This is a genomic window from Pseudomonas marincola, assembly GCF_900682675.2.
Classification (GTDB): Bacteria; Pseudomonadota; Gammaproteobacteria; order Pseudomonadales; family Pseudomonadaceae; genus Aquipseudomonas; species Aquipseudomonas marincola.
Window position 1 is genome coordinate 1,262,299 of record NZ_LR215729.2, and the last position, 25,202, is coordinate 1,287,500.

Sequence of the window (25,202 nt, forward strand, 5' to 3'; positions counted from 1 at the left end):
TTCGGGTAAAGCCTGTTCACTTGCAGGGCCGGTGTGGCGCCTGCAAGTGAACCCGGTCTGGCTTATACCAGTGGATCACCGACATGCAGAATCTTCATGCCGTTGGTGCCGCCAATCGTGTGGTAGCTGTCGCCCTTGGTCAGGATGACCCAGTCGCCAGCCTGCACCACGCCGCGTTGAAGCAACTCGTCCACCGCCGCCTGGCTAACCAGCTCCGGTGACAATGCTGCTGCGTCAAACGGTACGGTGTAGACACCTCGGAACAAGGCCGCACGGGCCTGAGTTTCGCGATGCGGCGAGAAGGCGAAAATCGGCACCGATGAGCGAATGCGCGACATGATCAGCGGCGTGTAGCCACTTTCAGTCAGGGCAATAATCGCTTTGACGCCCGGGAAATGATTCGCGGTGTACATGGCCGCCAGCGCAATGCTCTCGTCACATCGGGTGAACGTCTCGCCCATGCGGTGGCTCGACTTCTTGCTGGTCGGGTGCTTCTCGGCACCGATGCAAATCCGCGCCATCGCCTGAACCGCTTCGAGCGGGTAGGCGCCGGCCGCACTTTCGGCCGAAAGCATCACGGCGTCGGTGTAGTCGAGTACCGCGTTGGCAACGTCCGACACTTCGGCGCGGGTTGGCATCGGGTTTTGAATCATCGACTCCATCATCTGCGTTGCAGTGATAACCGCCTTGTTGTGCGTGCGGGCGTGCTGAATGATCTTCTTCTGAATGCCCACCAGTTCGGCGTCGCCGATTTCAACACCGAGGTCGCCACGGGCAACCATCACCGCGTCGCTGGCGCGAATCAGGCCGTCCAGTGTGGCGTCGTCGGCGACCGCTTCGGCGCGTTCGATTTTCGCCACCAGCCAGGCAGTACCGCCGGACTCGTCACGCAGTTGGCGGGCGTATTCCATGTCTGCTGCATCACGCGGGAACGACACCGCGAGATAGTCCAGCTCCATTTCGGCCGCCAGTTTGATATCGGCCTTGTCTTTGTCGGTCAGTGCTGGCGCTGTCAGGCCACCGCCACGGCGGTTGATGCCTTTGTGGTCGGAGAGCGGGCCGCCGACAGTCACTTCGCAATTGAGCGCATCGGCTGTGGCGCTGATCACGCGCATGACGACGCGGCCGTCATCGAGCAGCAACTCGTCGCCGACGCCGCAATCCTTGACCAGGTCCGGATAATCGATGCCCACGATTTGCTGGTTGCCATCAGTCAGCGGATGGCTGGTTGAGAAGGTGAAGTGATCACCGATTGCCAGTTCGATGCGCTTGTTGCTGAACTTGGCGATACGAATTTTCGGGCCCTGCAAGTCACCCAGCAGCGCAACGTGACGGCCGTGTTTGGCGGCAATTTCACGTACCAGCTTGGCGCGAGCCTTGTGCTCGTCCGGGGTGCCGTGGGAGAAGTTCAAGCGGGCAACATCGAGGCCGGCCATGATCAGTTGTTCGAGCATCTCCGGTGAGTTACTCGCTGGGCCAAGGGTGGCGACGATTTTGGTGCGACGTACGGTCATGCTCAGGCTCCTGATATACAACTGGTGGCGAGGCTACTACGGCAAAACGCTGTAGTCATTGTTCATCTGCACTACCTTAGCGCTGTCGGCTTGTATTTGTGCAAGTGGCCGCCGTGCGGCGGGTGCCAAAGCATGAATGACGCTTTTGCTCTAGCGTTAAAGCAATGCGTGATGCGCGTATTGGCGGTGAAGAATTTTAACCGGCGGCCGATAGCATCAGCATGTGCACTCAACGGTTCAGGCTTGCCTGAGTATTGAGGCGGAATTATCGAGGAGAGTTGTAATGCGTGCATTGATCATCATGCTGGTGCTGGCGGGCGTATCCGGCTGCACCCGCTGGTCATTGGACCATCATATAGACAGCGCCTACCGCGCCTATGATCGCGGCAATTGCGAGACTGCCTTGCTGGAGTTGTCCAAGGCCGAGCGCACCAGCCGATCGCGGCGCTATCTGCAGCCGGAAATATCGCTGTTGCGCGGCCAGTGCCTTGAGCGCCAGCGACTATTTGTGGATGCGGCGCAAACCTATCATTTCATCATCAGCACTTATCCAACCAGCGAATACGCTTTTCGTGCGCGTGCGCGTCTGGAAACCTTGCGCCAGCTTGGCCATGTGCCCACCGAGAAGCCACTTCTGGGCTCGCGCTAGGCCCCACCCGGGCTTGTTGCTTTACCGCTGAGCAACTGGCGTGTTGGCCATTCAGGGGTATGCTTGTGTGCTTATCCATGGAGAAGTTTGATGCGGCTATTGCTGTGTGTACTGCTGTTGCCAGCACTGGCCAGCGCCGAGATCTACCGCTGGACTGATGCGTCCGGGCAGGTGCATTTCGAGCAGCGGCCAAATGGTGCTGGCGCGCAGCGAGTCGAGGTCAAGCCGCAAGTGGTCGAGCGTGATCAAGCCACACGTGAGCGTCAGGCCCGCACCGAGCGATTTTACGATGCCCGCCGCGATGAGCAGGCCCAAGCCGCTGCTGCTACAGCAGAGCGCCGGGCCAAGACCGAGCAGACCTGCACAAAACTCCGCAAGCAGTTGGAGCAGATGCCCGAAGGTTATCGTTACTATCGGCCAGACGCTGATGGCGAGCGCAGTTATTATTCGGATCAGGAAATGGATGCGGCGCGGCAGCATTTGCGCAGTGAAATCGGCAAAAATTGCAGCTAGGTCTGCAAATGCCGGCGCAGGCAGTTATACTCAGATTTCAATATAGCGATTTGCCACTATGCCTAATCAACGTCATATCAGTCGGCTGCAGCTACCTTCCTATCTCAAGGTCTACAACCGCAATACCGATAAGCCGATGGGTTTCATTGGCAATGTGTCGCTCGATGGCATGATGCTGATCAGCGAGCTGCCGTTGCTGGTGGGTGCGCGTTTCGAGATGCGTTTGAAAATTCCCGGCCATCCTGCGCAGCGCTTCATCGACATCACCGCCACCTGCCAATGGTGCCGTGAAGATGTCACGCCCGGCAGCTTCGACTCGGGCTTCGCTCTGGTGGCGCCGCCCGCCGAATATGTCGAGATGATCTGCGCTTTGCGTCGCTACTTCAGTTTCCGGCACACCGCCACCTCGGTCTGAGGCCATAGCGCGGGCATAAAAAAACCGCCCGCAGGCGGTTTTTCTAATCACAACAGCCTCAGGCCATTGCGGGCTCGCTGAGTTGCAGCAGCGCATCGGAGCGCTCCTGTACCTGACGATATACTTCAGCGTCCTTGGCCAGCACGTCGCCCATAGCCGGGAACATCTCGGCCAGCTTGCTGGTCCACTCGGCAGACTGAGCGCGCTCCGGGAAGCAGCGACGGATCAGGTCGAGCATGATCGATACAGTCACCGACGCACCAGGCGATGCGCCCAGCAGTGCGGCAATAGAGCCGTCATGCGCTGCAACCAGCTCAGTGCCGAACTGCAGAATGCCGCCACGCTTCGGATCTTTCTTGATGATCTGCACACGCTGGCCGGCCATCTCCAGGCGCCAGTCTTTCGGGTCCAGTTCCGGGTAGAAGCCACGCAGGGTTTGCAGGCGCTTCTCTTCGGACTGCATCACTTCCTTGATCAGGTAGCGGGTCAGGTCGAAGTTGTCGCGCGCAACGGCCAGCATCGGTCCGATGTTGTTCGGACGAACCGACAACGGCAGGTCCATCAAGGAGCCGTGACGCAGGAACTTGGTGGAGAAACCGGCGTACGGTCCGAACAGCAGGGATTTCTTGCCATCGACGACGCGTGTGTCCAGGTGCGGAACCGACATCGGCGGCGAGCCCACTTCAGCCTGGCTGTAAACCTTGGCCTGGTGCTGCTTGACGATTTCCGGGTTGTCGCAACGCAGCCACTGGCCGCTCACCGGGAAGCCGCCGAAGCCTTTGCCTTCCTCGATGCCGGACATTTGCAGCAACGGCAGGGCACCACCGCCCGCGCCGAGGAATACAAACTTGGCCTGAATCTGGCGGCTGTTGCCGTTGGTTGGGTTCTTCACCGTCACGCGCCAGCCCTGAGCGTTACGCTCCAGACCGACCACTTTCTGGTTGCACTTGACGCTGGCGTCCGGCTGATTGTTCAGGTGCTGGAGCAGCTTCTGAGTCAGTGCGCCAAAGTTTACGTCGGTACCGGCCATGACGCGGGTAGCTGCAATGCGCTCGTTGGGATCGCGTCCCGGCATCATCAGCGGCATCCACTCAGCCATGGTGGCGCGGTCTTCGGTGTACTCCATTTCGCTGAATGCGTGGTGCGCAGTCAGTGCGTTGAAGCGGTTCTTGAGGAACGCGACGCCATCTTCACCGCGCACAAAGCTCAGGTGCGGTACGGCATTGATGAAGTCCTTGGGTGAGCCGAATGCGCCTTTCTCGACCAGATAGGCCCAGAACTGCTTCGATTCTTCGAACTGCGTGTTGATGCTTACCGACTTCTTGATGTCGATTGAGCCGTCCGCGCCTTCAGGGGTGTAGTTCAGCTCGCACAGGCCTGCGTGGCCGGTACCTGCGTTATTCCACGGGAAGGAGCTTTCGATCGCTCCGGATGTCATCAACTCGACGATTTCCAGTTTGATTGCTGGATCGAGTTCTTTCAGCAGCACGGCTAACGTCGCGCTCATGATGCCGGCCCCAACCAGCAACACGTCTACTGAATCGTAATTATTCTGCGCCATTATCGCTTCTCCAAAATCAGCACCCAATTGACAGCCAGTGGCCATGCGTGAATCAACGCTGCAAAGCGTTCATCAGCGGTCGCTGAACTCTCCTGACGACACCGGTGAAGTGATAACCGTGCGCAAACCCGCCGCAAAGTTGTTCATTTTTTCGCCACACTCTTGTGAAGTTGTTAAAACCGTTTTTTTTCATGCTCTTTTGGAGACATGAACCTCAAAAGTTCGTAAGCCGGCCTCGACCTACACTGCAGGTGCCGCCATTGCTGGGTTGTGGCACACGGGCAGGGTGGTCTTCGTGCAAAAGGCTTTACGAAGTGGGCGACTCTCTGGGGCAAGGCTGAAAAGCAAGGCCCGATCAGGAGGCGTCCTTATAATCGGGGCGCGATTATAAGACGAATGCAGCAAAATTGATCGCCCGACGTGACTTTTATTCAGCCAATGGTCAGTCAACCAACACTTAGTCTGCGCGCGCATGAGCGACGACTGGTCACTCTTAGCTATTTTGAGGGTCAGTCAGCCCGATAGTTCGATTTGTCCGCGCTCGCGCGGGAAAGGCTCTAGCGTGATGCTTTCAGCGAGCTGTTGTGGCGCTTTAATGTCACAGACGATATTTGCACACAGGTTTTTTCCGAGACTGTGGCTATTGGCAGGGCAATTCATCGGGCCACTCGGGAAAATAGTCCCGCGACTAAAGTAGCAACGGCGCGTGCTGCCAATAGCCTGATTGAACCCGCGCTGCTGCACATATGTCTCACTAGCAGTGCTGTTAGCGCGTCTGCGCGCTGGGTATACTTGCCGCACTTTTTGCGTTCTACGTCATTGGAGAGATGAGCATGTTGCCTCGCTTGCTGTTTGGCCTGATTACGGTTGCCAGCCTTACGCTGGTTGGTTGTGCCCACAGCCCTCAACAAATCACCCCTCAACCTAAACTGACTTCATCACTGACCGCCGTTGGCCATGGCCAGCCTGTCGTGGTGAAAATTGCCGATGGTCGCTCATCGCCAGTGCTGGGTACGCGCGGCGGGCTCTACCCGGAAACCAGCGCCATCAGCGTGAACCGTGAAGCGCTGGTGCCGCGCATGCAGGCCGAAGCTGAAGCCGCTGTGCGCCTGTTGGGCTTTACCCCTACCAGCAATGCGGTTAATGCCCCGCAGCTGACGCTGACCCTGACTGACCTTAAATATCAGTCGCCAAAAGATGAGCTGTATGTGACCGAAGCCAATATCAGCGCAACCATTCGCGCCGATGTGCAGAACAGCAACCGCCGCTTCAGCGGTCGTTACGGCGCGTCGCTGAATCAACGATTCGGCATGTCGCCCAACCAAGATACCAACACACAGTTGGTCAGCGATGTATTGAGCGACGCCATGACGCGCGCGTTCAAGGATCCGGCGATTGGGCAGTTGCTCAACCAGTAATGCCCCGTGATTGCGCTCGATGAGCGCAGCACACTTGAGAATGCCAGGCAGCGGTTTTGTCTGGCATTTTTTATGGGCGCCTGTTTTTGCAGAGAGGGGATGGTCGCCGTTGGGTTAAGCGGTTTTGCCTGATCAATTGGCCTCTGCTTATTGTTCTGCCATGAGTTATTAACCAAGCATCGAACAGCTCCATGCGGCAGTTGGGTTTGAGGCCGCATTGCATCACCGCTGGCTGCCAGTTGGGCTACATTAAATGCCAGACCCTGTTCGAGAGCCTTTGGATTATGTTGAAAACGTGGCAGTCCTTGCTTGTCACTCTGACTGTGACACTGCCGACATTCGCTAACGCGGATTTAAGCGATAAGTTTATTGACCCTGAAGATGGTCAAGTCGATGCCAGTAACTTTCTGGCTGAAGTACCGCACGGTTTTCTGCCGGTGCCGGGGATCATTACCGAGCCCGCAGTGGGCGCTGGGCTGGCCTTGGGGGCGCTGTTCTTTCATGAGTCTGAAGAGCAGCGTAAACAACGCACTCAAAACAAAGCCTTGCTGCCTGAAAACATCAGCATTGTCGCCGGCATGGGCACCGAGAATGGCACGTGGGCCGGCGCCATTGGGCATCTTGGTTTCTGGTTGGATGACACGCTGCGCTACCGCGGCGTGCTGGCCTACGCATCGCCCAATCTGGAGTTTTACTCACTGCCGCGAACGGGCGACTTGAGTCAGCCGATTGAGCTCAATTTGCGCGGCCCGGTGGTGTTTCAGGATCTCAAATACCGGCTTCCAGACACGCATGTGTTTGTCGGCGGTCGCCAGCTTTACCGTAAAGTGGAAGGCGAACTGGCCAACTCTCCCGATCTGTCGCGTCTGCCACTGGCGGTGCAAGATTACATCGAAAGCAACAGCGTGCGCTCGGCCACTACCTCAGGCCTGGGCCTGGTGCTTGAATACGACAGCCGTGACAACCCGTTCAATCCCCAGCACGGTTATTACTACTCCAGTAACTACACCGTCTTCGACGATGCCATTGGCAGTGATTACGACTATTCCAGCTACCAGCTTTCGGGCCTCAACTATTGGGAGCTGAACGATCAGTGGAACCTTGGGCTGCGTGTGCAGGTGGATGGGGTCAACGCCCGTGGAAGCGACGACCTGCCGCCTTACGTGCCGCCTTTCATCGACCTGCGCGGTGTGCCGAAATCCCGCTACCAAGGTACCCGGGTTGGGGTCGCGGAAATCCAGTTGGACTACAAAATCAATCAGCGCTGGAAACTGGGGTTCTTCACCGGAACCGGACGTGCAGCCGATGATTTCAGCGAATTTTCTGATGCAGAGGAAGTGAATACAGTCGGCGGTGGATTCCGCTACATGATTGCCCGGCGCTACGGCCTGGTCATGGGCGTGGATGTGGCGCGGGGCCCGGAAGATACCGCGCTGTACATCCAGACCGGATCAACCTGGTAAGCCTGCTATGCAGCTTTGCTGCAAGCGGGCGACAAGCGCACGCTTAGCGGTAGATGCTGCTCATGCCGCGTCGTTCATCCTGGCACTCGGGTGAGCCCATCTCGAATTCGCGGCAGATAAGCGGGCGCCGCTCATAGATGCTGCAGCGCATGCTGTCGCGATCAAGGGCTGCGCACCAGCCGTCGTCGAGTCTGAGCATGACCTCACCGCCCCACTCATCGGTAGCGATATAACGCTCTGGCACGCCGGTTTCTGTGAGCAACATGACTTCGAGCTGGCAGCAGCAGGCCGCGCAGTTCGAGCAGGCAATTTCGGGCTGCTGGGCATGCGCAATGAGAATATTCGCGTCGGGCTTGGCATCGGTCATGCCCGCAGTCTACTCCAAGCCTGCGAGCGCCGTGATCGAAAACGCAGAAAGCTCAGCGCTGAGTGCGCAAGCGTTGCTCGTACTGGCTGCGGTACAGCGAACTGAAACCGTGCAGTATGGGCATCACGCCAGCCCATATCACAGCCAGCAACAACAGCGTTGGCCATTCGCCGTGGGGCATTTGGATGCCCGCCAACTCGACTCCGGCGTAGTACGAAAGCGGCCCGCCCAAGGCACCGAGCAAACTGGCGCGCCACCACGGTTTGGCGGTCCATGCCAGGCAATGATTGAGCGTGCTGGCAAACAGCGGCCACAACAATGCCCACCACAGCGGGATGACCTTGCTTTCGACCGGCAATTGGAACAGCCCGAGGTTGAGCAGGAATGTGTCCAATGCGCTGCCGGCCAGAAACACGCTGATCAGCAGTTTGCCTTCCGCGTGCCAACTGCTGGTCCAGAGCAGATGTATTGCCAGCACCGCTCCGACGATCAATAACCACAGGCTGTTCCCCGCAAGAATGCAGGTGAACCAGCCGAGTTGAAACAGCAGGGCGTTGGCCAGCAATTTAGACATCAAAACGTCCGAGTAAGGGCTGTGGTTGGGCGGCCGGTTTGGCCATGAGCAGTTGCGCGGTGCCGATGGTGCGCTCGATGAAGCCACCCTCGCAATAGCACAGATAAAACTCCCACATGCGGTAGAAGTATTCGTCGTAGCCGAGCTGCTCAAGGTTATGTCGGGCCTGATGCAGGTTATCGTGCCACATCCGCAGGGTTTTCGCGTAATGCAGGCCAAAGTCTTCCATGTGGTGCAGGTTCATGTCGGTGTGTTTACAGATCACATCGAGCATCTTGCTCACCGAGGGCAGGGCGCCGCCTGGAAATATATAGCGCTGGATGAAGTCGACGTTGTTCTTGGCCTGCTCGTAACGCTGGTCGCGAATAGTGATGGCTTGCAGCAACATCAGCCCGTCATCTTTGAGCAGGCGCGCGCATTGGGCGAAGTATTCCGGGAGGAATTTATGGCCGACAGCTTCGATCATTTCGATCGACACCAGCTTGTCATAGCGGCCCTGCAGGTCGCGGTAGTCTTCCAGCAGCAGGGTGATTTTGCTTTGCAGCCGATGGCGGTTAATCCGCTCGGCGGCATAGTCGTATTGTTCCTGCGAAAGGGTCGTGGTGGTGACTTTGCAGCCATAGTGAATGGCCGCATAAATCGCCATGCTGCCCCAGCCCGTGCCGATCTCCAGCAGGTGATCGTCGGGTTTCAGCTCGAGCTTCTGGCAGATCCGCTCAAGCTTGTTCAACTGCGCCTGTTCCAGGGTATCTTGCGGGGTCAGGAACTGGGCCGCTGAGTACATCATGGTCGGGTCGAGAAATTGCTCGAACATGTCGTTGCCGAGGTCGTAATGTGCGGCGATGTTTTTCCGCGAGCCGCTGCGGGTATTGCGATTGATCCAATGCAGCGCCTTGATAAACGGACGGCTCAAGGTCGCCAGGCCGCCTTCCATCGCGTCCAGCACTTCCAGGTTGCTGACAAACACGCGCACCACCGCCGTTAAGTCAGGCGAGGTCCAGTAACCGTGAATGTACGCCTCACCGGCGCCGATCGAGCCATTGCTGGCGACCATGCCCCAGATGGCGTCATTGTGGATGTGAAGCTCGGCGCGCAGGCTCGCCATGGCATCGCCGAACAACTGGCGTTGATTGCCATCCACCACTTCAAGGGCGCCATTGCGCAATTGTCCCAGTTGGCGCATGACCGCCATGCGCAGAAAGCTTGCACCGATGCCATTGCCAGTGCGCACGGAGTCTTTGGTCGGAGTCAGGCTAGAGCTTTTCATGGCGTACTTCCTTGGAGTCCTGAAGGGCGACACTGAAATCAGTGCTGGCGCCTTGATGGCTGAAAATGGGCAGGCGTTTGAACAGCAGGCGCAGGGCCTGCCAGTAAATGGCGGCAACGGTTTTGCCGGTCATCCAGGGGAATTGCCACAGATAGCCGTGCAGGCTCTTGCGGCTGAGTTCGGTGCGTTCAAGGCTAAGGCTGGCATCGAAGACCTTGGTCTCGCCCTGCCAGTCGGCCATGAACACGCCGAGGCGGTTGGCCGGCGCGCTGAACGACATGCGGTACTCAAGATCGCGCGGCAAGAACGGTGATACATGAAAGGCCTTGGCCACAGCAAAATGTTGTTGGCCGCTGCCTGTGGCCGGGAGTACGTAGTGATAGCGCTCACGCCAGGGCGTATTGCTCACTTCGCAGAGAATCGCGGCCAGCGTGCCGTCTGCTGCATGGCAGTAGAAGAAACTCACTGGATTAAACGCCAGGCCCCAACTGCGCGGTTGCGTGAGCAGGCAAATCGGCCCTTGTGGGACTTGCCCGATGGCCTCGCCAACGCGCTGGCGAACGGCATCGATCAGGCGCATGCCGCTGCGGGTGAAAGCCGGTAAAAAATCCTCTTCACGGATACACAGCGGTGCCCAGCGACTGTTGCCCGCCAACCGCGAAAGATTGAGTACCTGCGTTTGCTCGTCGAGGTCCAGATAAATAAAGCCCATGCGATATTTAAAGCTGTGGCTTTTCGGGGTGAAGCGCCGGTGGTTTACCCAACCACTGTAGAGGGCACTGTTCATTACAGCGCCTCACCGAATTCGCGAGCCACGCGCAAGCCGCTGACCACACCATCTTCATGGAAACCATTGGCCCAGTAAGCGCCGCAGAAGTAACTATGGGCCTGGCCTTGCAGCGCTTGCCAGCGCGCTTGTGCGGCGATACCCGCGAGGCTGTATTGCGGATGGGCATAGGTGTAGCGGGCGAGAATTTGCGTCGGGTCGATCAGTGCGGTCTGGTTGAGGCTCACACAGAAGGTGGTCTGGCTCTCGATGCCCTGCAAAATATTCATGTTGTAGGTTACGGCTGCCGATTGCTCGCTCGGCCCGCCCAAACGGTAGTTCCAGCTGGCCCAGGCCAGTTTGCGGGTGGGCAGCAGGCGCGTGTCGGTGTGCAGCACTACATCGTTGTCGGCGTAGTGCAGGGCGCCGAGTATCTCGCGTTCCAGCGCCAGCGGTTCGGCCAGAAGTTTCAAGGCCTGGTCGCTGTGGCAGGCAAAAATCACCTTGTCGAAGCGCTCGCTACCCGCCGCGCTGTGCACGGTTACGCCCTGTTCATCACGTTCAACATTGTGCACCGGGCAGTTGATGCGGATGTGTTCTTTGAATGAGGCGCAGAGCGGTTCGACGTAGCGGCTCGAACCGCCTTCAATCACATGCCACTGCGGCCGGTTGCTCACCGACAACAGGCCATGATTGTTGAAGAACCGGATGAAGAATTGCAGCGGAAAGTTGAGCATGTCCGCCAGTGACATCGACCAGATAGCCGAGCCCATCGGCACGATGTACTGATTGATAAATGCCTGGCCGTAATTGTTACTGCGCAGGTATTCACCCAGCGTTGTGGTTTCGCTGAAGCGCTGATTATGTTGGTCGTCTGTTGCCTGACGATTGAAACGCAGAATATCGCGGACCATGCCGAGGAATGTCGGCGAGAACAGATTGCTGCGTTGGGCAAACAGGGTGTTGAGGTTGTTGCCGTTGTACTCCAGACCCGTATCCGGATCGTTGACCGAAAAGCTCATCTCAGTTGGCTTGTAGCGCACGCCAAGGGTGTCGAGCAGGCGAATGAAGTTGGGGTAGGTCCAGTCATTGAACACGATAAAACCGGTATCAATGGCATGCTGCTCGCCGCCCGCACTCACCTCCACGGTATGGGTATGCCCGCCAATCCAGTCGCTGGCCTCAAATATCGTTACTTCATGCTTGCGACTCAGCAGATAAGCGCTGGTCAGGCCGGAAATACCGCTGCCGATGATGGCGATCTTCATGCCGGATCCTTCGCTGCAGGTTGGTTGCGAGACAAGCTCTTGCCAATCGCCAGACGCAGGCGAGCCGGCAGATGGGCCAGAGTGGTAAGGCCGGCGATAAACAGTCCGGGGAAGGCGATTTCCTGCGGCCGCCGCTCCATGCGTTTGGCGATGTGGCGCGCGGCTTTTTCGGCTGGCCAGCGCATCGGCATGGGAAAATCGTTTTCCTGGGTTAGAGGTGTATCGACAAAGCCCGGGCTGACCAGCGTGACATCGATGTGTTCATGGGCCAGGTCAATGCGCAGAGAATCAATCAGGTAGCGAATCGCGGCTTTTGAAGCACCATAGGCCCCGGCGCGTGGCAGGGGCAGATAGGTCACTGAGCTGCCGACCGCGAGCAAATGCGGGTATTGTCCAAGACGCAGCAGCGGCAGGGCAGCCTCGATGCAATAGCTGGTGGTGAACAGATTGGAAGTGACCACGCGCTCGACCATCGCGGCTTCAAAGTGCTGGCTGTCGAGGTATTCGCAGGTCCCGGCATTGAGGATCGCCGTATCGAGTACGCCCCAGCTCTGCTCGATACGCCGGCCAATTGCGCGCACCTCTTCAACGTTGCTCAGGTCGCCGGGCACCAACAGAACCTGCTCCGGATAACGGCGCGCCATCGCCACCAGTGGCTCCACGCGACGTGCACTGAGTGCCAGTTTATGGCCCTGCTTGAGCAACTCTTCGGCCAACGCTGCGCCGATACCACTGCTGGCTCCGGTCAGCCAGATACGTCGAGCGTTCATGCCAGTCTCCTTTTGAGCCAGTTGATTACTGCGCCCATCACCGGCAAATGCTCGTAAAGCATGGCGCCGGCATCGAAATAGTCGCGGTGGTAATAGACTTTTTCCCGCCAGCGCAGGTGCGAGCAGCCGGGCACTTCAATCTGTTTGCCTGCGGCCAGCCGTGGGTGGCGAAAGCGCATGGTCCAGCGCAGGTAACCCTGATCCTCAGCGACGTAGTCGCAGGCCTCGAAGATGAATTCGATCTGCTCGACGTTGGCGTACATCTCTCTCATGTAGGCCTTGAAATCACTGAGCCCGTTGATGCTGTGCATGGGATCGGTAAACGCCAGGTCATCGCTGTACATCTCGTCCAGACGTTCGAGGTTGCCTGCATTCAGTGCGTTGAAATCGCGGGCGAATTGTTCGAGGAAATCGCTCATCAGTAGGCCGCCTCCAGGTTAAGTTCGCTGCGAGTAGGCAGATTCTTGAACGCACTGAGGGCGCGCTCGCGGCTCTTGCTCAGGTCTACGATTGGCCGCGGGTAATCGCTGAGACGGAACAGCCCGCCCATGGCATCGGGGTTGTGAATGTCCTTGTTGTTTAGGCCAATCAGCTCCGGCAGCCAACGGCGCAGAAAGCGCCCCTCTGGATCAAAGCGTTGCGACTGGCTGACCGGGTTGAAGATGCGGAAGTAGGGCACTGCATCCGTGCCGGTCGAGGCGCTCCATTGCCAGCCGCCATTGTTGGCCGCCAGATCACCATCAATCAGATGGCGCATGAAGAAGCGCTCACCTTCGCGCCAGTCGATCAACAGGTTCTTGGTCAGGAACATTGCCACGATCATGCGCAACCGGTTGTGCATCCAGCCGGTTTCCAGCAGTTGGCGAATCGCCGCATCAATAATCGGTATACCCGTGCGGCCCTCTTGCCAGGCCACAAGGTCCTGCGGTGCTTTACGCCAAGGCAGGTATTCGGTTTGCAGGCGGAATGCGCGGTGACGGCACACGCGCGGATAACCCACCAGAATATGCTTGTAGAACTCTCGCCAGAGCAGTTCGTTAATCCAGGTTACGACGCCGTTGTTGCCATCGGAAAACTCACCGTAGTTGTGCAGCAAGGCCTGCTGTAAACACTGGCGCACCGAGATCACGCCCGCTGCCAGATAGCTGCTCAACTGGCTGGTGCCGGGCACTGCGGGCAGGTCACGGGCAGTTTGGTAGTCGCGAATGTGCTCATCACCAAAGTGCTGCATACGCTGTTGCGCAACCGCTTCTCCGGCGGGCCAGAGCGCTTGTAACGTCGCACTCGGCGATGCAAATCCGTAGACCGATTGCGGGACTTTATCGGCTTTGACCGACAGCTCGGCCTGCGCCTTTGGGGTGTCGACAATGGCTGGAACGGCGCGCTGCAAGTGCTGATAGCAGACCTTGCGAAATTGGCTGAATACCTGAAAGTACTGGCCAGCCTGGGTCAGGATGCTGCCGGGCTGAAACAGCAGTTGGTCGAAGTGGCTGCTCCAGTGCACGCCGTGATTGTCCAACTCAGCGGCGACGGCATTATCTCGCTGCGTCTCGTTGATGCCGTATTCCTCATTGACGTGCACGGCCTCCACAGACAGCTGCTCGCACAATTGGGCAATGACCTGCGGCGCCTGGTCCCAGAGGTCGGCGTTACGCACCAGCAGGGGCACATTGAGTTCTGCCAGCGCAGCGCTCAGCTCGGCAAGGTTGCGCAGCCAGAAGTCGACCTTGCACGGCGCGTCATCGTGGCGCGCCCATTGTGCAGGGCTCAGTAGAAACACGGCCACGGTTGGGCCTGCGTTCATGGCGGCGGCAAGTGCGCTGTTGTCGCTGACTCGCAGGTCTGTGCGAAACCACATTAATTGATTCATTGAGCGTCCTGTCAGCTATTCAGCAAATCGAGATCGGATAAGGCGTGTACGCTCGCCAGCGGGTCGCGGGCGATCAGCAGCTGGCTGTTATCTGCCGCCAGTTGCTCCAGCAATTGCTGATGAATTTCTACGGTCGCGCCGGTAATCAGGCAGGGGCAATCACAGCTGCCAATCAACTTCGGCAATTGCTGGCTGTTCAGGCTCTGGCTGGAATGCAGGAGCAGGGCGCGCGGCTGGACGTGTTCAGCAATCAGTGCCAGTTCGGCCGCCGGGATCGGCCAGTCGTAAACTTCGACCGGACATTCAGCGCTGCTCACCAGCCAGGCGCTGAGCCAAAGCTCCGGCGCCATCGGCAGGTCGGACAAATTGATCATCAACACCGGTGCCGAGTTGTGCTGGCGGTTGTTGTGATACACCCGCGCGCCCAGTTTGCTGCGCAGCCACGAGTAGAAAAACACTTGCTCGACCTGGCTGCCGAACTGACCCTGCCAGCGTAATTGCAAGGCATCGAGTAATGGCTTGAGCAGTTGGGTGTAAAGCGTGTGCGGCGGATAGACAGCCAGCTCACGATTCAAACATTCATCGAGGCTGCGCTCATTGAGGCTGTAGATTGCGCTCTGCATGTGCAGGCATTTTTGCTGCCACTGCGAATCAGCTTCCTGCACCTGAGCGTTGTTGCCGCGCAGCAGCCCCTTGACCTGACTGACCGCAACGCCGCGGTTGAGCCACGTCAGGATGGCCTGAATACGCTCGACATGATTCTGGTGATAGAGGCGATGACCCTTGGGCGTGCGGTGCGGCACGATCAGGCCATAACGGCGCTCCCACGCGCGGAGGGTCACCGCGTTGACGCCGGTGATACGCGCGACTTCGCGAATCGGCAAATAGCCTTCGGCGATGGCGCTCTGGTAGTCATCGCCAGCATTTTGCCCAGGCTCCGCCTGATCCGGCGGCAACGCGTGTTGCTCGCTCATATGGCGTTCCGCAGGCTGAGGTTTTCGGGATGCGGCTGCAGATAAACCTGCTGCGCAATATAACGATCAGGGTGTTGGCGCAGGTGATGCTTGAGCAGTGTCAGCGGCACCACCAGCGGCACGATGCCCTGACGGTATTGGCCGATCAGTTGCTGCATTTCCTGCTTTTCCTCACTGCTCAGCGACTGTTTCAGGTAGCCGCTGAGGTGCTGCAACACGTTGCTGTGGGTGCGACGAGTTGCACAGGTTTTCAAGGCGCGCATCAGCTCGCTGAAATAATGTTCGGCCAACGGCTTGAGTTCCTGCTTGGCCATGTTGCCGAGCAAACGCCCAAGTGCTTTGTATTGCAGAGGGTTGGTCGCCATCAGCAGGTACTTGTAGCGCGAGTGAAACTCAATGAGGCGATGACGGCTCAGGCCGTCTTTGCACAGTTGTTGCCACTGCGCATAGGCAAAAACGCGGGTCAGGAAGTTCTCACGCAAGACCGGATCGTTCAGGCGGCCATCTTCTTCAACCGGCAGGTTGGGGTGGCGCTTGCAGAACTCGCGGGCAAATATGCCCTGGCCTTTGGGTTCGCTCGGGCGGCCGTTGTCCTGATACACCTTGACCCGGTTGACCCCGCATGAAGGCGACTGCTGCATGAAGATATAGCCGCTGATGTCGGTGAGTTCGCCTGCCATGCGCGAGCCGTAATCGGCCAGCTTTGCGGTCACGTCGAACTCGCGATCGACTGTGCCGACGGCACGTGGCGCATCGGGATCACCGACCAGACGGATGGGCTCGCGAGGGATGCCCAGGCCGATGGCCACTTCCGGGCAGATACCGATGAAGTCGAAATATTCAGTCAGGGTGCGGCTGCACAACCGCGATTCCTTGTGCCCGCCGTTGTAGCGGACTTCGGAGCCGAGCAGGCAGGCGCTGATGCCTATTTTGGGTTTACGGACTGAAGTGCTTTGGCTGTTCATGGCAGGCCCTGTGATAAATACTTGTACGAAAACTATTCTCCGTACAACTTTTTCTATCATAGGATCAGAATTGTACAAGTCAAATTATTTGTATAGATATTGCATCGATATTTTGCAGGATGTGTCGTAGGCAGAGCAGAGGCAGGGCTCCGCAGAGTTGTACAGGCGGGGATTTGTGGCGGGGAGTTAGCGCCAGCCGGTAAGCCATTGGTCTGCGTTGCGCAGGGCTTGCCAGTCGAGGCGTTGCGAGCGTTTGCTGTAAACAGCTTCAAGTTCTACAGCAATCACCTCGTCGTTTTCGTCGAGGTGTAATTGGGTCACCAGAAAGTGTTTTTCGCGATTGCGCGGTTGTGCTGCCGTCCATTTCGACAGCAGCAACTTGCGCGGATTGAGTCGGTGCAGGGGCGCGGTCACTGTTGCAGGTTTTCCAGCAGACGCCGTGCCGCTTCCTGGCCACTGAGCCAGGCACCTTCCACCCGGCCAGACAAACACCAGTCGCCGCAGGCATAAATGCCCAGATCGGAATCCACCAGCACGCCAATCGAGTGGGCACCAGCTGGGCGGGCATAGAGCCAGCGATGAGCCAGACTGAATGAAGGCGGCGGCACTGAGCAGCCAATCATCTCGGCGAACGCACCATGCAGTTGTTCGATGACCTGCTCTTTGGGCGTGTCCAAATGTTGTTTGCTCCAGGCGCTGCTGGCATGCAGCACCCAGGTGTCCATCACATTCTCACGCCCCGGTTTGCTGCGGTTGCGGGCGACCCAGTCGAGTGCATCGTCTTGTACAAAGCAGCCCTGCACATTGCTATCAAGGGCGTTTTCAAAGGCCAGGGCAACGGCCCACGTTGGCTCCATTGCAACACTCGCAGCAGCGCTGGCCAGTTTCGGTGCTGCCGCGAGCAGGGTCGATGCCTGAGGGGCGGGAGTGGCGATAATCACCTGGCAAAATGGCCCGTAGTTTGTGCCTTCGCTGTCTTGCAGGCTCCAGTGTTCCTCGCCGCGAATGACCTCGGTAATCCGGCAGGAGAAATGCACCGGCAGATCACCCAGCATACCGCGCGTAATTGAACTCATGCGCGGGCTGCCGACCCAGCGTATTTGTTCGTCTGGGGACGGGCTCAACTCGCCATGTTTGTAATTGTAAAGGCTGGGCGTCCATTCACTGACCCAGCCACGCGCCTGCCATCGCTGCACGGCCTCAACAAAGCGGCGGTCACGTGCGGTGAAATATTGCGCGCCCAAATCCAGTGAGCCTGCATCGCTGCGCTTGCTGGACATGCGCCCGCCACTGCCACGGCTCTTGTCGAATAGTTGTACCGCGTAGCCGGCACTCTGCAAGCTTTGCGCTGCGGAGAGCCCGGCGATACCGGCACCGATAATGGCGATGGGAGCTGAAGCGGTCATGGTTAGCCTCGTAAGTCTGGCGCAGTGTGCAAATTATACTAGAGCTGTACAAAATATGCTTAATGTATAAGAGTATAGGCCGTGGTTACTTGCATGCCTGTGCTTAGGATTAGCTATCTTGATAGTAACGGATGCTGATTTGTGTGTACCAATAGACTAGCTCAAGCATCCCGTGGTTCACCAAATCCTGATGTGTAAAGAGGGTGATGTCATGCATATTTTGCTCACCGGCGGTACTGGCCTGATAGGTCGGGGCTTGTGTCATTTATGGGCTGGGCAAGGACATCAGCTGACTGTGCTGAGCCGCACGCCCGAACGCGTCGCCGAGCTTTGCGGGGCGAAGGTGCGTGGCATTGCGGCGTTGGCTGAGGTGTCTGACGAGCCACTCGATGCGGTGATTAATCTGGCTGGCGAGCCGATTGCCGATAAACCCTGGAGCAGTGAACGCAAGACGCTGCTCTGGTCGAGCCGGATTGGTTTAACCGAAGAGTTGGTGGCATGGCTGGGCCAGCGCGCACAGAAACCTGCGGTGTTGGTCTCGGGCTCGGCCGTGGGTTGGTATGGTGATGGCGGTGAGCGCGAGTTGGCTGAGGATGTGCCGCAGGTGACCAATGATTTCGCCGCGCAATTGTGCAACGCCTGGGAAGAGGCCGCCATGCGTGCTGAAGCGCAGGGGATTCGTGTTGTGCTGGTGCGAACCGGTCTGGTTTTGGCAAATAAGCAGGGCTTTCTCAAGCGCCTGATCCCGCTCTACAAAATGTGTATGGGCGGCAATGTCGGCAGCGGTCGGCAATGGATGCCCTGGGTGCATCTGGCGGATGAAATCGGCGCCATAGATTTTCTTATGCATCACCAAAGCGCCAGCGGCCCTTATAATGTCTGCTCGCCGCATCCTGTTCGTAACCGTGAGTTTACTTATGAGCTGGCGCACGCTCTGAGTCGCTTTGCTGTGTTACCTGTACCCAGCATCGTTTTGCGCATGGCGCTCGGCGAGATGTCCGGTTTACTGCTCGCTGGTCAACGTTGCGTTCCGCAGCGTTTGCTCGACGCCGGTTACAAGTTTCGTTTCACTCGATTGGATGTGGCGCTCGCGGATCTGTTGAGTACCCACTGAATTAGGATTTTGCATGACCGATCACGCTCTGCTGCTGGTTAACCTGGGCTCTCCTGCCTCGACTGATGTTGCTGACGTGCGCAGCTACCTCAATCAATTTCTCATGGACCCTTATGTAATTGACCTGCCGTGGCCGGTGCGCCGGCTGCTGGTGTCACTGATACTGATCAAACGCCCGGAGCAATCCGCCCACGCGTACGCCTCGATCTGGTGGGAGCAGGGCTCGCCGCTGGTGGTGCTCAGCCAACGCCTGGCCGAAGCCATGCGCAGTGAATGGCAGCACGGGCCGGTGGAACTGGCCATGCGCTACGGTCAGCCCTCGATCGAATCCAGCCTCAAGCGTCTTGCCGCAAAGGGCGTCACTCAGGTGACATTGGCGCCGTTGTATCCGCAGTTTGCGGACAGCACCACCACCACGGTGATCGAGGAAGTGAAGCGGGTAATGCGTGACAACGCCATGAACATGCGCTTGTCGATTGTCGCGCCGTTTTACGATCAGCCCGAGTACATCGATGCATTGGTCGCCAGCGCCGCGCCGCATTTGCAGCAGGAATATGACCACTTGCTGCTGAGCTTTCATGGCTTGCCCGAGCGTCACTTGCGCAAGCTCGACCCCACTGGCCATTGCCTTAAAGGGGCGGACTGCTGCCAGACCGCGTCGGATGAAGTGGTTGCCCGTTGCTACCGCGCGCAGTGCATTCGCAGCGCCGAGGCCTTTGCCCGGAAAACGGGGCTGGCCGATGGCACATGGTCGGTGTCGTTCCAGTCACGACTGGGGCGTGCAAAATGGATCGAACCTTACACCGAGCCGCACTTGCAGGCGCTTGCCGCGCAAGGGGTGAAGAAGGTGCTGGTGATGTGCCCGGCGTTTGTCGCCGACTGCATCGAAACCCTGGAAGAGATTGGTGATCGCGCCAACGAGGTGTTCATCGAAGCAGGCGGTGAATCGCTGCAGCTGGTGCCGTGCCTGAATGATCATCCCGAGTGGGTTAAAGCGCTGGGTGCATTGTGCGCCCGCGCACCGCAGCAACTTTAATCCTGCCAGAACCGCAGCGCGGTTATTGCGGGTTGAGTGGCCTTAACGCTGGCTTGTGCGTACGGTCAGTGCGCTTGTTGGCTGCCCGGCGCAGGTTCGGCAGGGCGTCCAGCAAATCCTCCACCGCCTGCGGGTTGGCAGTTTGCTGAGCATAGCGTTGCTCGATAAACCGGCTCAGCCGCTTGGCCAATGATGGCGGCAACAACTGCATGAACTGGCGCAGGCTCTTACGTTGGGTGCGGCGCTGCAGCCACAGGTAAAAAGCCCCCAGTTGCGGTTGCGGCTGTTTCAGCTGCGGGCCAACCTGACGCCAGGCAAAAAGCGCAGAGGCTCGCCATTGTTGCTTGATTCGCGCGCGCTGAGCCTGATAAACACGACGGCCGCGCCAGATTAACGGACGCGCGTAGTACGCCACCACGGTCAGCAATACCGCGCCCAATAGCAAGCTCAACCAATATTGCGAGAGGTGTATGCGGGTGCTTTGGCCCAGTTGCTCAAGGTCCTGCTCAACCGAGAACGGAGTTTTTAGCGGCGCTCGCGCGGCAGCCTTGAACTCGACAGCGTCAATGCTGGTTTCGCGCAGGGTGTTGGCGCTGCTGTCCCACCATTTGAGCTTAAGTGGCGGCAGACTGAAATCGCCTTCACGTTCGACCACATATACTTGCCGATCAACGCGCTGGCCGCCGGTTTTATGGCCGCGACCATCTTCAAGATCGGTCACTTCAGGCTCACGTTTATACAGACGCAGGCCTTCGACTGCTGGCGCTTCAACCGTTGGCAAATTAAGCGCCAGAGAGTCTTGGGCCTTGAGGTGCAGCTCGCGGGTAATGCTGTCGCCTACTTTCAGCGGTTGCGCGGAATAATGGATTGATTGCTGCCAGTCGAGCGCGCTGGCCACCAATGGCACTTCATCTGCGGCGAAGCCCGGAGGCTGCGCGGCGCTGAAGGTTATGGGCTGAGTGCTGGCGCTGAGTGGGGCGCTAGCCTGACCGACACTGGCCTCGATGGTTAACGCCGGTATGGAAAAATTGCCGGCTTGGTGCGGGGTAATCAAGTAGCTGTAACTCGCGCCAAACAGGGTCTTGCCGGCCTGTTTGCGACTGATGTTCTGGGCCCGGCCGTTGCTCGGTATTACGCTTGCGCCCGACAGTTTCAGCTCTGGCAAATCCGGCGCGGCAGTCAGCCAGGTTTCGACCAGCACATCAATTTGCAGCCTCACGGTGCTGCCAACCACAATGTTTTTGTCCGGAACCAGCCGTGCGGTTACCTGTAATTCGGGTTCGCTGGCGTGGGCGGAAAATGTCAGCGCGAGCAAGCTGAGCAGTAGCAGCCAGGATTTCATTGTGCGGTACCTGCGGCAGTTCTGGCTGCATTTTGCATGGAGAATTTTTGCTTGAGGAATTTCGCCGGTGAGGTGCTGAGGTTTTGCAGCCACAACTCATCGCTGATCGCCTTGCCGGCTTTCAATTCAGTTTCCTTGCCGCGATCGCTCGTATTGTCGAACTTCAACTCGTCAGCTTTATCGCCCGGCAGGTTCTCGGCGTCTTCAAAGCTCTTTTCTTGCAGGGCCAGGGTCAGTTTCAGGTTGGCCTTGGCTTCGGCAAAGTCCGGCTGCAATGCCAAGGCGCGTTTGTAGGCCTCAATTGCCGGGGCAAACTGAAACAGGCGCACTTGGCTATTGCCCAGGTAGAACTGGCCCCGAGCGGTATCCAGGGTGCTGAACGTGCTCACGGCCAGCTTGTAATCAGACGCCTGATAGGCGGCGATGCCTTTCCAGTATGGATCTTTGAAGTGCGCGGCAGCGGCCGGCAGATGGCCGTGCTCAAAGGCCCAGCGGCCTTGCTGGTCGGGCGTTAAAAAAGCGTCCGCGAACCCACCTGCTTGCGCCGGTGCCGGTTGCGCCAAGCCAATGCCAAGTACGATTGCCGCGCTCCAACTGATACTCCAGCCACGCCGAATGCACAGCAGTGCGATTAGCAACAGCGGCCACACCAACCAGTAACCGGCATCCTTCCAGCGTGTTTCGTTGGCATCGCCGCTGGCAGCCTTGAAGTGCTTCTGCGCATGCAGCTCAATCCAGTCGAGGTCGTCATCATTCAGGGTCAGGCTGCCGAGCGGTGCATCCAGCGCGTGTGCCAATTGCTCCAGGCCCGGGCGATCAAAATTGGACGCCTCAGAGCCCACCGCCAGTATCAACACTTGCAACAGGCTGCCTTTGAGTTGCTGTTGCAGCGCATCAAGCTGGGAGGTGTCGGCGCCGTCGCTGATAATCACCAGGCTGCCGGGGGCTTTTTCGGCGGCAAGAATCCGTTTGGCCTGCTCGACCACTTGCAGCAGATTCTTGCCGGGCATCTCCAGCAGCGAACTGCTCAGAGGCTCAATGAAGCTGTTCAACAGCGCCGGATCATCGGTGGCCGGCAACACAATGTGTGCACTGCCGGCATAGGCGATCAGCGCGGTGTGCGCGTTGCCACGGCGTTCGACCAGATCATGCAGTTTGTGCTTGGCCGCTTCCAGGCGACTCGGCGGCACGTCGCGGCTGTCCATCGAGGGCGAGAGATCAAGCGCCAGAATCAGTGGCGCGTGGTTATCAACAAAATCGGGACGGTCTTCCTGCCAGGTCGGCCCCGCAGCGGCAATGGCGCCAATAATCAGGATCGCGGCGCACAGATGCACGGGTCGCAGGCGGTGATTGTCCTGCGGTGTCAGCAGCAGATAGTCGAGCAAGTGCGGCGCGATCTTGCCGTTCAACCGGCGCTGCATACTCTGGCCATTGCGCCAGATAATCGGCAACAACAACCCGGGCACCAACAGCAAAAGCCAGAGTGGGCGGATGAAGTGCAGGGCAGACAAGTCAATATCCATCAGCTTTCCTTGCTGTGCGGATGCATGCGTGGCAAACGTGCAGCGGCAATTGCCAGTAGATGGTAAAGGCACAGCAACAATAACGCCGCGCCGAGTGGTAGCCAGAACCAGTCACGTTTGGGCTGATGGCTGAGGGTTTTGACATCGTGCGGCGTCATGGCATCGAGTGTGGCGTACACCTGTTCCAGCGCCGAGCTGTCATCGGCGCGAAAGAAGCGACCGTTGCTGGTGCGGGCAATGCGTTTCAGCGCAGTGAGATCCACCTTGTCTTCGCCGCTGGCTTTGGGGTCGCCAATGGCGATGGTGTGTATGACGATGTCATGGTTTTTCGCCATGATGGCGGCATGCTGCGGTTCGATAGCGCTGCTGGTGTCATTGCCATCAGTGAGCAGGATCAGCACTTTCTCGCGCTCTTTGGCGGCATCAAGCAACTTGATACTCAGGCCAATGGCATCGCCAATCGCGGTGTTGGGTCCGGCCATGCCAATGGCGGTTTCGTCGAGCAGAATATCCAGGCTTGAGTGATCGAGGGTCATTGGCGCCTGAGCAAAGGCACCGCTGCCGAACACGATCAAGCCGATCCGGTCATTCTGGCGTTTGTCGATAAAGCCTTTGACCACTGCTTTAACCGCACTCAGTCGGTCGATCAGCTGGCCGTTTTCATCGCGGTAGTCGCGCGTCTCCATGGACTGCGAAATATCGATGGCGAGCATCATGTCGCGCACCGGTTGCTGACGCACGATGGGTTTCTCGACTTCCACAGGCCGTGCTGCGGCCAGTAGAAGCAGCGCCCAGATCAACAGGTTGAGCAGCAATTGCCAGCGGTCGTGTCGATTGTTCTGGGCGTCTGGCGTGGCGCCAATGGCTTGCAGCATGGCCTTGAAAAAAGGCACGCGCACGGCACTGCGGGCTTCGCGATAAGCGGGCAACAGGCGATAAATCAGCCAGGGTAATGGCAGCAACACCAGTAGCCAGAGGTATTCAAACTGCCACATTGTGCGTCTCCAGCCAGTGGCGACTGGTCGCGAGCAGTTGCTGCGCGTCCAGTTGCTCAAGCCTCGCCGCTGGGGCGTAGCTCAGTAATGCCAGTTGCGTGGCAAAGTTCTCGGGCAGCGGTTGGGCGCTGGTCTTGGCCAGAAATGCCTGCCAGCGCGCCCCGCTCAACTCTGCCACCGGAGGATTTGTGGGCATCGACAGGGCCGTGCGTTTGAGCAATTCGGGGAGCTCACGCAGGGCCGCAACGGCCTGAGTCGGATCGCTGCTTTGCGCCTGCTGATTGAGTTGCTGCCACTGTTGCAGCGCCTCACGGCGATAGCGATTACGCCGCCAGCGTTGCACGCGTCTCCAGGCGTAAATCAGCGCCACCGCACCTATAAGCGCAAGTAGTGCCAGCCAACCCCAGGTTTGCGGCAGGTAGCTGATCGGTTCCGGCAGCGGCAACTCGATGAGCTGGCTGATCAAGGGTGAGTCACTGCTCATCGGTGCACCTCATGCAGGCGCCCGAGTTCGCGGCGTAATTGGCTTAAGGCATCTTCAGCGGTGCTGATCATCAGCAGTGGCACCTGGCTGCGCCTTAACAGCTTGGCGACATCGCGCAGGCGGCCGGTGAGAAACTCGCCGAGTGGCTGGCGAATGTGTTTTTTATCAATCGCCAACTCGACCTGTAGCTCACCCTGAGTGACCCGTATGCGTCCGCTCTCGGGCAAGGCCAGCGCCGTTGGGTCATAAACCTGCATGGCAATGACATCATTGTGACTGGAGAGCTGGCGCAGCAGTTGCAATGTGCGCGGGGTGGCGCCGGCGAAGTCGCTGACGATGCACAGGGTGTGGTCGTGACTGGCCAGATTCAGGCAGCGCTGCAACACCGTGTCGAGTTGAGTGTCGTGCTCGACCTCGGCAATGCCCGCATTCAGCGCCTGATTATGCTGGCAGATACTCGCGCAGAGTGCCTGCACGCGGGCGCGACTGCGCAGGGGCGCGAAGCTTTCAATCTGCTGGTCGTCAAACACCAGACCGCCGACCCGGTCCCCACTGTGAAATGCGATCCAGGCGGCGAGGGCGGCCAGCTCCGCCGCTGTTGCCGATTTAAAACTTCGGCTTGAGCCAAAGAACATGTTGATGCGCTGGTCGACCACCACCAGCATCGGCCGGTCGCGTTCTTCGCTAAATGAACGCACAAAGGGTTTGCCGGTGCGCAGCGAGGCGCGCCAATCGAGGTGGCGCAGGTCGTCGCCTGGCTGATAACGACGCAGTTCATCAAAATTCAGCCCGCGACCGCGCATGCGCGATGCGTGGTTGCCAGCGAGGATGCTTGCACGTGGTTGCCGGGCGGCAAAACTCAGGCCGCGTGCAGGCGTTTGCAGCGCCATTAATTGGCTGAGCGACACGTAGACGAAGCCATCGGTTTTATCGGCGGGCGCAGTCATG

At 58.6% G+C, this 25,202-nt stretch carries 26 protein-coding genes; 7 read left to right on the forward strand and 19 right to left on the reverse strand.

Annotated features, from left to right (window positions below):
- Nucleotides 1-62: 62 nt before the first annotated feature.
- Nucleotides 63-1,514, reverse strand: a complete 1,452-nt coding sequence (pyk, locus tag PMYSY11_RS05795; protein WP_069897790.1) for a pyruvate kinase — start codon at nt 1,512-1,514, stop codon at nt 63-65.
- Between the two features lie 283 nt (nt 1,515-1,797).
- Between pyk and PMYSY11_RS05800 the strand changes: the two genes are divergently transcribed.
- From PMYSY11_RS05800 to PMYSY11_RS05810, 3 genes are all read left to right on the forward strand, one after another.
- Nucleotides 1,798-2,163 (forward strand): tetratricopeptide repeat protein, encoded by a 366-nt coding sequence (locus PMYSY11_RS05800; protein WP_069897789.1) that lies wholly within the window; start codon nt 1,798-1,800, stop codon nt 2,161-2,163.
- 87 nt (nt 2,164-2,250) lie between these two features.
- On the forward strand, nt 2,251-2,676 hold the full coding sequence (locus tag PMYSY11_RS05805) for a DUF4124 domain-containing protein (protein WP_150548571.1): 426 nt from the start codon (nt 2,251-2,253) through the stop codon (nt 2,674-2,676).
- Between the two features lie 58 nt (nt 2,677-2,734).
- Nucleotides 2,735-3,091, forward strand: a complete 357-nt coding sequence (locus PMYSY11_RS05810; protein ID WP_150548572.1) for a PilZ domain-containing protein — start codon at nt 2,735-2,737, stop codon at nt 3,089-3,091.
- Nucleotides 3,092-3,149: 58 nt separating this feature from the next.
- Here PMYSY11_RS05810 and mqo read toward each other — a convergent pair whose 3' ends face one another.
- On the reverse strand, nt 3,150-4,652 hold the full coding sequence (gene mqo, locus PMYSY11_RS05815; protein ID WP_150548573.1) for a malate dehydrogenase (quinone): 1,503 nt from the start codon (nt 4,650-4,652) through the stop codon (nt 3,150-3,152).
- 833 nt (nt 4,653-5,485) lie between these two features.
- Here mqo and PMYSY11_RS05820 point away from each other — a divergent pair.
- Nucleotides 5,486-6,070 (forward strand): YajG family lipoprotein, encoded by a 585-nt coding sequence (locus PMYSY11_RS05820; protein WP_069897785.1) that lies wholly within the window; start codon nt 5,486-5,488, stop codon nt 6,068-6,070.
- Between the two features lie 284 nt (nt 6,071-6,354).
- Complete coding sequence (locus PMYSY11_RS05825) at nt 6,355-7,533, forward strand: BamA/TamA family outer membrane protein (protein ID WP_150548574.1); 1,179 nt, start codon at nt 6,355-6,357, stop codon at nt 7,531-7,533.
- A gap of 43 nt (nt 7,534-7,576) precedes the next feature.
- On the opposite strand, the gene PMYSY11_RS05830 is transcribed toward PMYSY11_RS05825, so the two are convergent.
- From PMYSY11_RS05830 to PMYSY11_RS05885, 12 genes are all read right to left on the reverse strand, one after another.
- Nucleotides 7,577-7,900, reverse strand: a complete 324-nt coding sequence (locus PMYSY11_RS05830; RefSeq protein ID WP_090512912.1) for a YkgJ family cysteine cluster protein — start codon at nt 7,898-7,900, stop codon at nt 7,577-7,579.
- Nucleotides 7,901-7,952: 52 nt separating this feature from the next.
- Nucleotides 7,953-8,474, reverse strand: coding sequence for a DUF2878 domain-containing protein (locus PMYSY11_RS05835; RefSeq protein WP_150548575.1), 522 nt, complete (start codon nt 8,472-8,474; stop codon nt 7,953-7,955).
- The gene (locus PMYSY11_RS05840; protein WP_150548576.1) at nt 8,467-9,741 is read right to left on the reverse strand and encodes an SAM-dependent methyltransferase; all 1,275 of its coding nucleotides are present in this window, start codon (nt 9,739-9,741) and stop codon (nt 8,467-8,469) included. The genes PMYSY11_RS05835 and PMYSY11_RS05840 overlap by 8 nt, the downstream gene beginning before the upstream one ends.
- Complete coding sequence (locus tag PMYSY11_RS05845; RefSeq protein ID WP_150548577.1) at nt 9,728-10,528, reverse strand: DUF1365 domain-containing protein; 801 nt, start codon at nt 10,526-10,528, stop codon at nt 9,728-9,730. The genes PMYSY11_RS05840 and PMYSY11_RS05845 overlap by 14 nt, the downstream gene beginning before the upstream one ends.
- Nucleotides 10,528-11,775, reverse strand: a complete 1,248-nt coding sequence (locus PMYSY11_RS05850) for an NAD(P)/FAD-dependent oxidoreductase (protein ID WP_150548578.1) — start codon at nt 11,773-11,775, stop codon at nt 10,528-10,530. Before PMYSY11_RS05850 ends, PMYSY11_RS05845 begins: the two co-directional genes overlap by 1 nt.
- Nucleotides 11,772-12,545: an SDR family NAD(P)-dependent oxidoreductase gene (locus PMYSY11_RS05855; protein WP_090512899.1), complete on the reverse strand. Its 774-nt coding sequence runs from the start codon at nt 12,543-12,545 to the stop codon at nt 11,772-11,774. Before PMYSY11_RS05855 ends, PMYSY11_RS05850 begins: the two co-directional genes overlap by 4 nt.
- Nucleotides 12,542-12,964: a nuclear transport factor 2 family protein gene (locus PMYSY11_RS05860; RefSeq protein WP_150548579.1), complete on the reverse strand. Its 423-nt coding sequence runs from the start codon at nt 12,962-12,964 to the stop codon at nt 12,542-12,544. Before PMYSY11_RS05860 ends, PMYSY11_RS05855 begins: the two co-directional genes overlap by 4 nt.
- Complete coding sequence (phrB, locus tag PMYSY11_RS05865; protein ID WP_150548580.1) at nt 12,964-14,415, reverse strand: deoxyribodipyrimidine photo-lyase; 1,452 nt, start codon at nt 14,413-14,415, stop codon at nt 12,964-12,966. Before phrB ends, PMYSY11_RS05860 begins: the two co-directional genes overlap by 1 nt.
- Before the next feature lie 11 nt (nt 14,416-14,426).
- The gene (locus PMYSY11_RS05870) at nt 14,427-15,389 is read right to left on the reverse strand and encodes a MerR family transcriptional regulator (protein WP_069897776.1); all 963 of its coding nucleotides are present in this window, start codon (nt 15,387-15,389) and stop codon (nt 14,427-14,429) included.
- Complete coding sequence (locus tag PMYSY11_RS05875; protein WP_150548581.1) at nt 15,386-16,354, reverse strand: YbgA family protein; 969 nt, start codon at nt 16,352-16,354, stop codon at nt 15,386-15,388. The genes PMYSY11_RS05870 and PMYSY11_RS05875 overlap by 4 nt, the downstream gene beginning before the upstream one ends.
- 186 nt (nt 16,355-16,540) lie before the next feature.
- Nucleotides 16,541-16,756, reverse strand: a complete 216-nt coding sequence (locus PMYSY11_RS05880) for a TIGR02450 family Trp-rich protein (protein WP_069897906.1) — start codon at nt 16,754-16,756, stop codon at nt 16,541-16,543.
- 8 nt (nt 16,757-16,764) lie between these two features.
- Nucleotides 16,765-17,760 (reverse strand): NAD(P)/FAD-dependent oxidoreductase, encoded by a 996-nt coding sequence (locus tag PMYSY11_RS05885; protein ID WP_150548582.1) that lies wholly within the window; start codon nt 17,758-17,760, stop codon nt 16,765-16,767.
- A gap of 211 nt (nt 17,761-17,971) precedes the next feature.
- On the opposite strand from PMYSY11_RS05885, the gene PMYSY11_RS05890 reads away from it, so the two are divergent.
- Nucleotides 17,972-18,874, forward strand: a complete 903-nt coding sequence (locus tag PMYSY11_RS05890; protein WP_150548583.1) for a TIGR01777 family oxidoreductase — start codon at nt 17,972-17,974, stop codon at nt 18,872-18,874.
- A 13-nt stretch (nt 18,875-18,887) separates the two neighbouring features.
- The gene (hemH, locus tag PMYSY11_RS05895; RefSeq protein ID WP_150548584.1) at nt 18,888-19,910 is read left to right on the forward strand and encodes a ferrochelatase; all 1,023 of its coding nucleotides are present in this window, start codon (nt 18,888-18,890) and stop codon (nt 19,908-19,910) included.
- Nucleotides 19,911-19,932: 22 nt separating this feature from the next.
- Here hemH and PMYSY11_RS05900 read toward each other — a convergent pair whose 3' ends face one another.
- Genes PMYSY11_RS05900 through PMYSY11_RS05920 form a run of 5 tightly spaced genes read right to left on the reverse strand, consistent with a single transcriptional unit; the run spans nt 19,933 to nt 25,201 of the window.
- Nucleotides 19,933-21,252: a BatD family protein gene (locus PMYSY11_RS05900; RefSeq protein WP_150548585.1), complete on the reverse strand. Its 1,320-nt coding sequence runs from the start codon at nt 21,250-21,252 to the stop codon at nt 19,933-19,935.
- Nucleotides 21,249-22,775, reverse strand: a complete 1,527-nt coding sequence (locus tag PMYSY11_RS05905) for a VWA domain-containing protein (protein WP_150548586.1) — start codon at nt 22,773-22,775, stop codon at nt 21,249-21,251. The genes PMYSY11_RS05900 and PMYSY11_RS05905 overlap by 4 nt, the downstream gene beginning before the upstream one ends.
- On the reverse strand, nt 22,775-23,770 hold the full coding sequence (locus tag PMYSY11_RS05910; RefSeq protein WP_150548587.1) for a vWA domain-containing protein: 996 nt from the start codon (nt 23,768-23,770) through the stop codon (nt 22,775-22,777). Before PMYSY11_RS05910 ends, PMYSY11_RS05905 begins: the two co-directional genes overlap by 1 nt.
- Nucleotides 23,757-24,254: a DUF4381 domain-containing protein gene (locus PMYSY11_RS05915; protein WP_150548588.1), complete on the reverse strand. Its 498-nt coding sequence runs from the start codon at nt 24,252-24,254 to the stop codon at nt 23,757-23,759. Before PMYSY11_RS05915 ends, PMYSY11_RS05910 begins: the two co-directional genes overlap by 14 nt.
- Complete coding sequence (locus tag PMYSY11_RS05920; protein ID WP_090512869.1) at nt 24,251-25,201, reverse strand: DUF58 domain-containing protein; 951 nt, start codon at nt 25,199-25,201, stop codon at nt 24,251-24,253. Before PMYSY11_RS05920 ends, PMYSY11_RS05915 begins: the two co-directional genes overlap by 4 nt.
- Between the last annotated feature and the right edge of the window lies 1 nt (nt 25,202).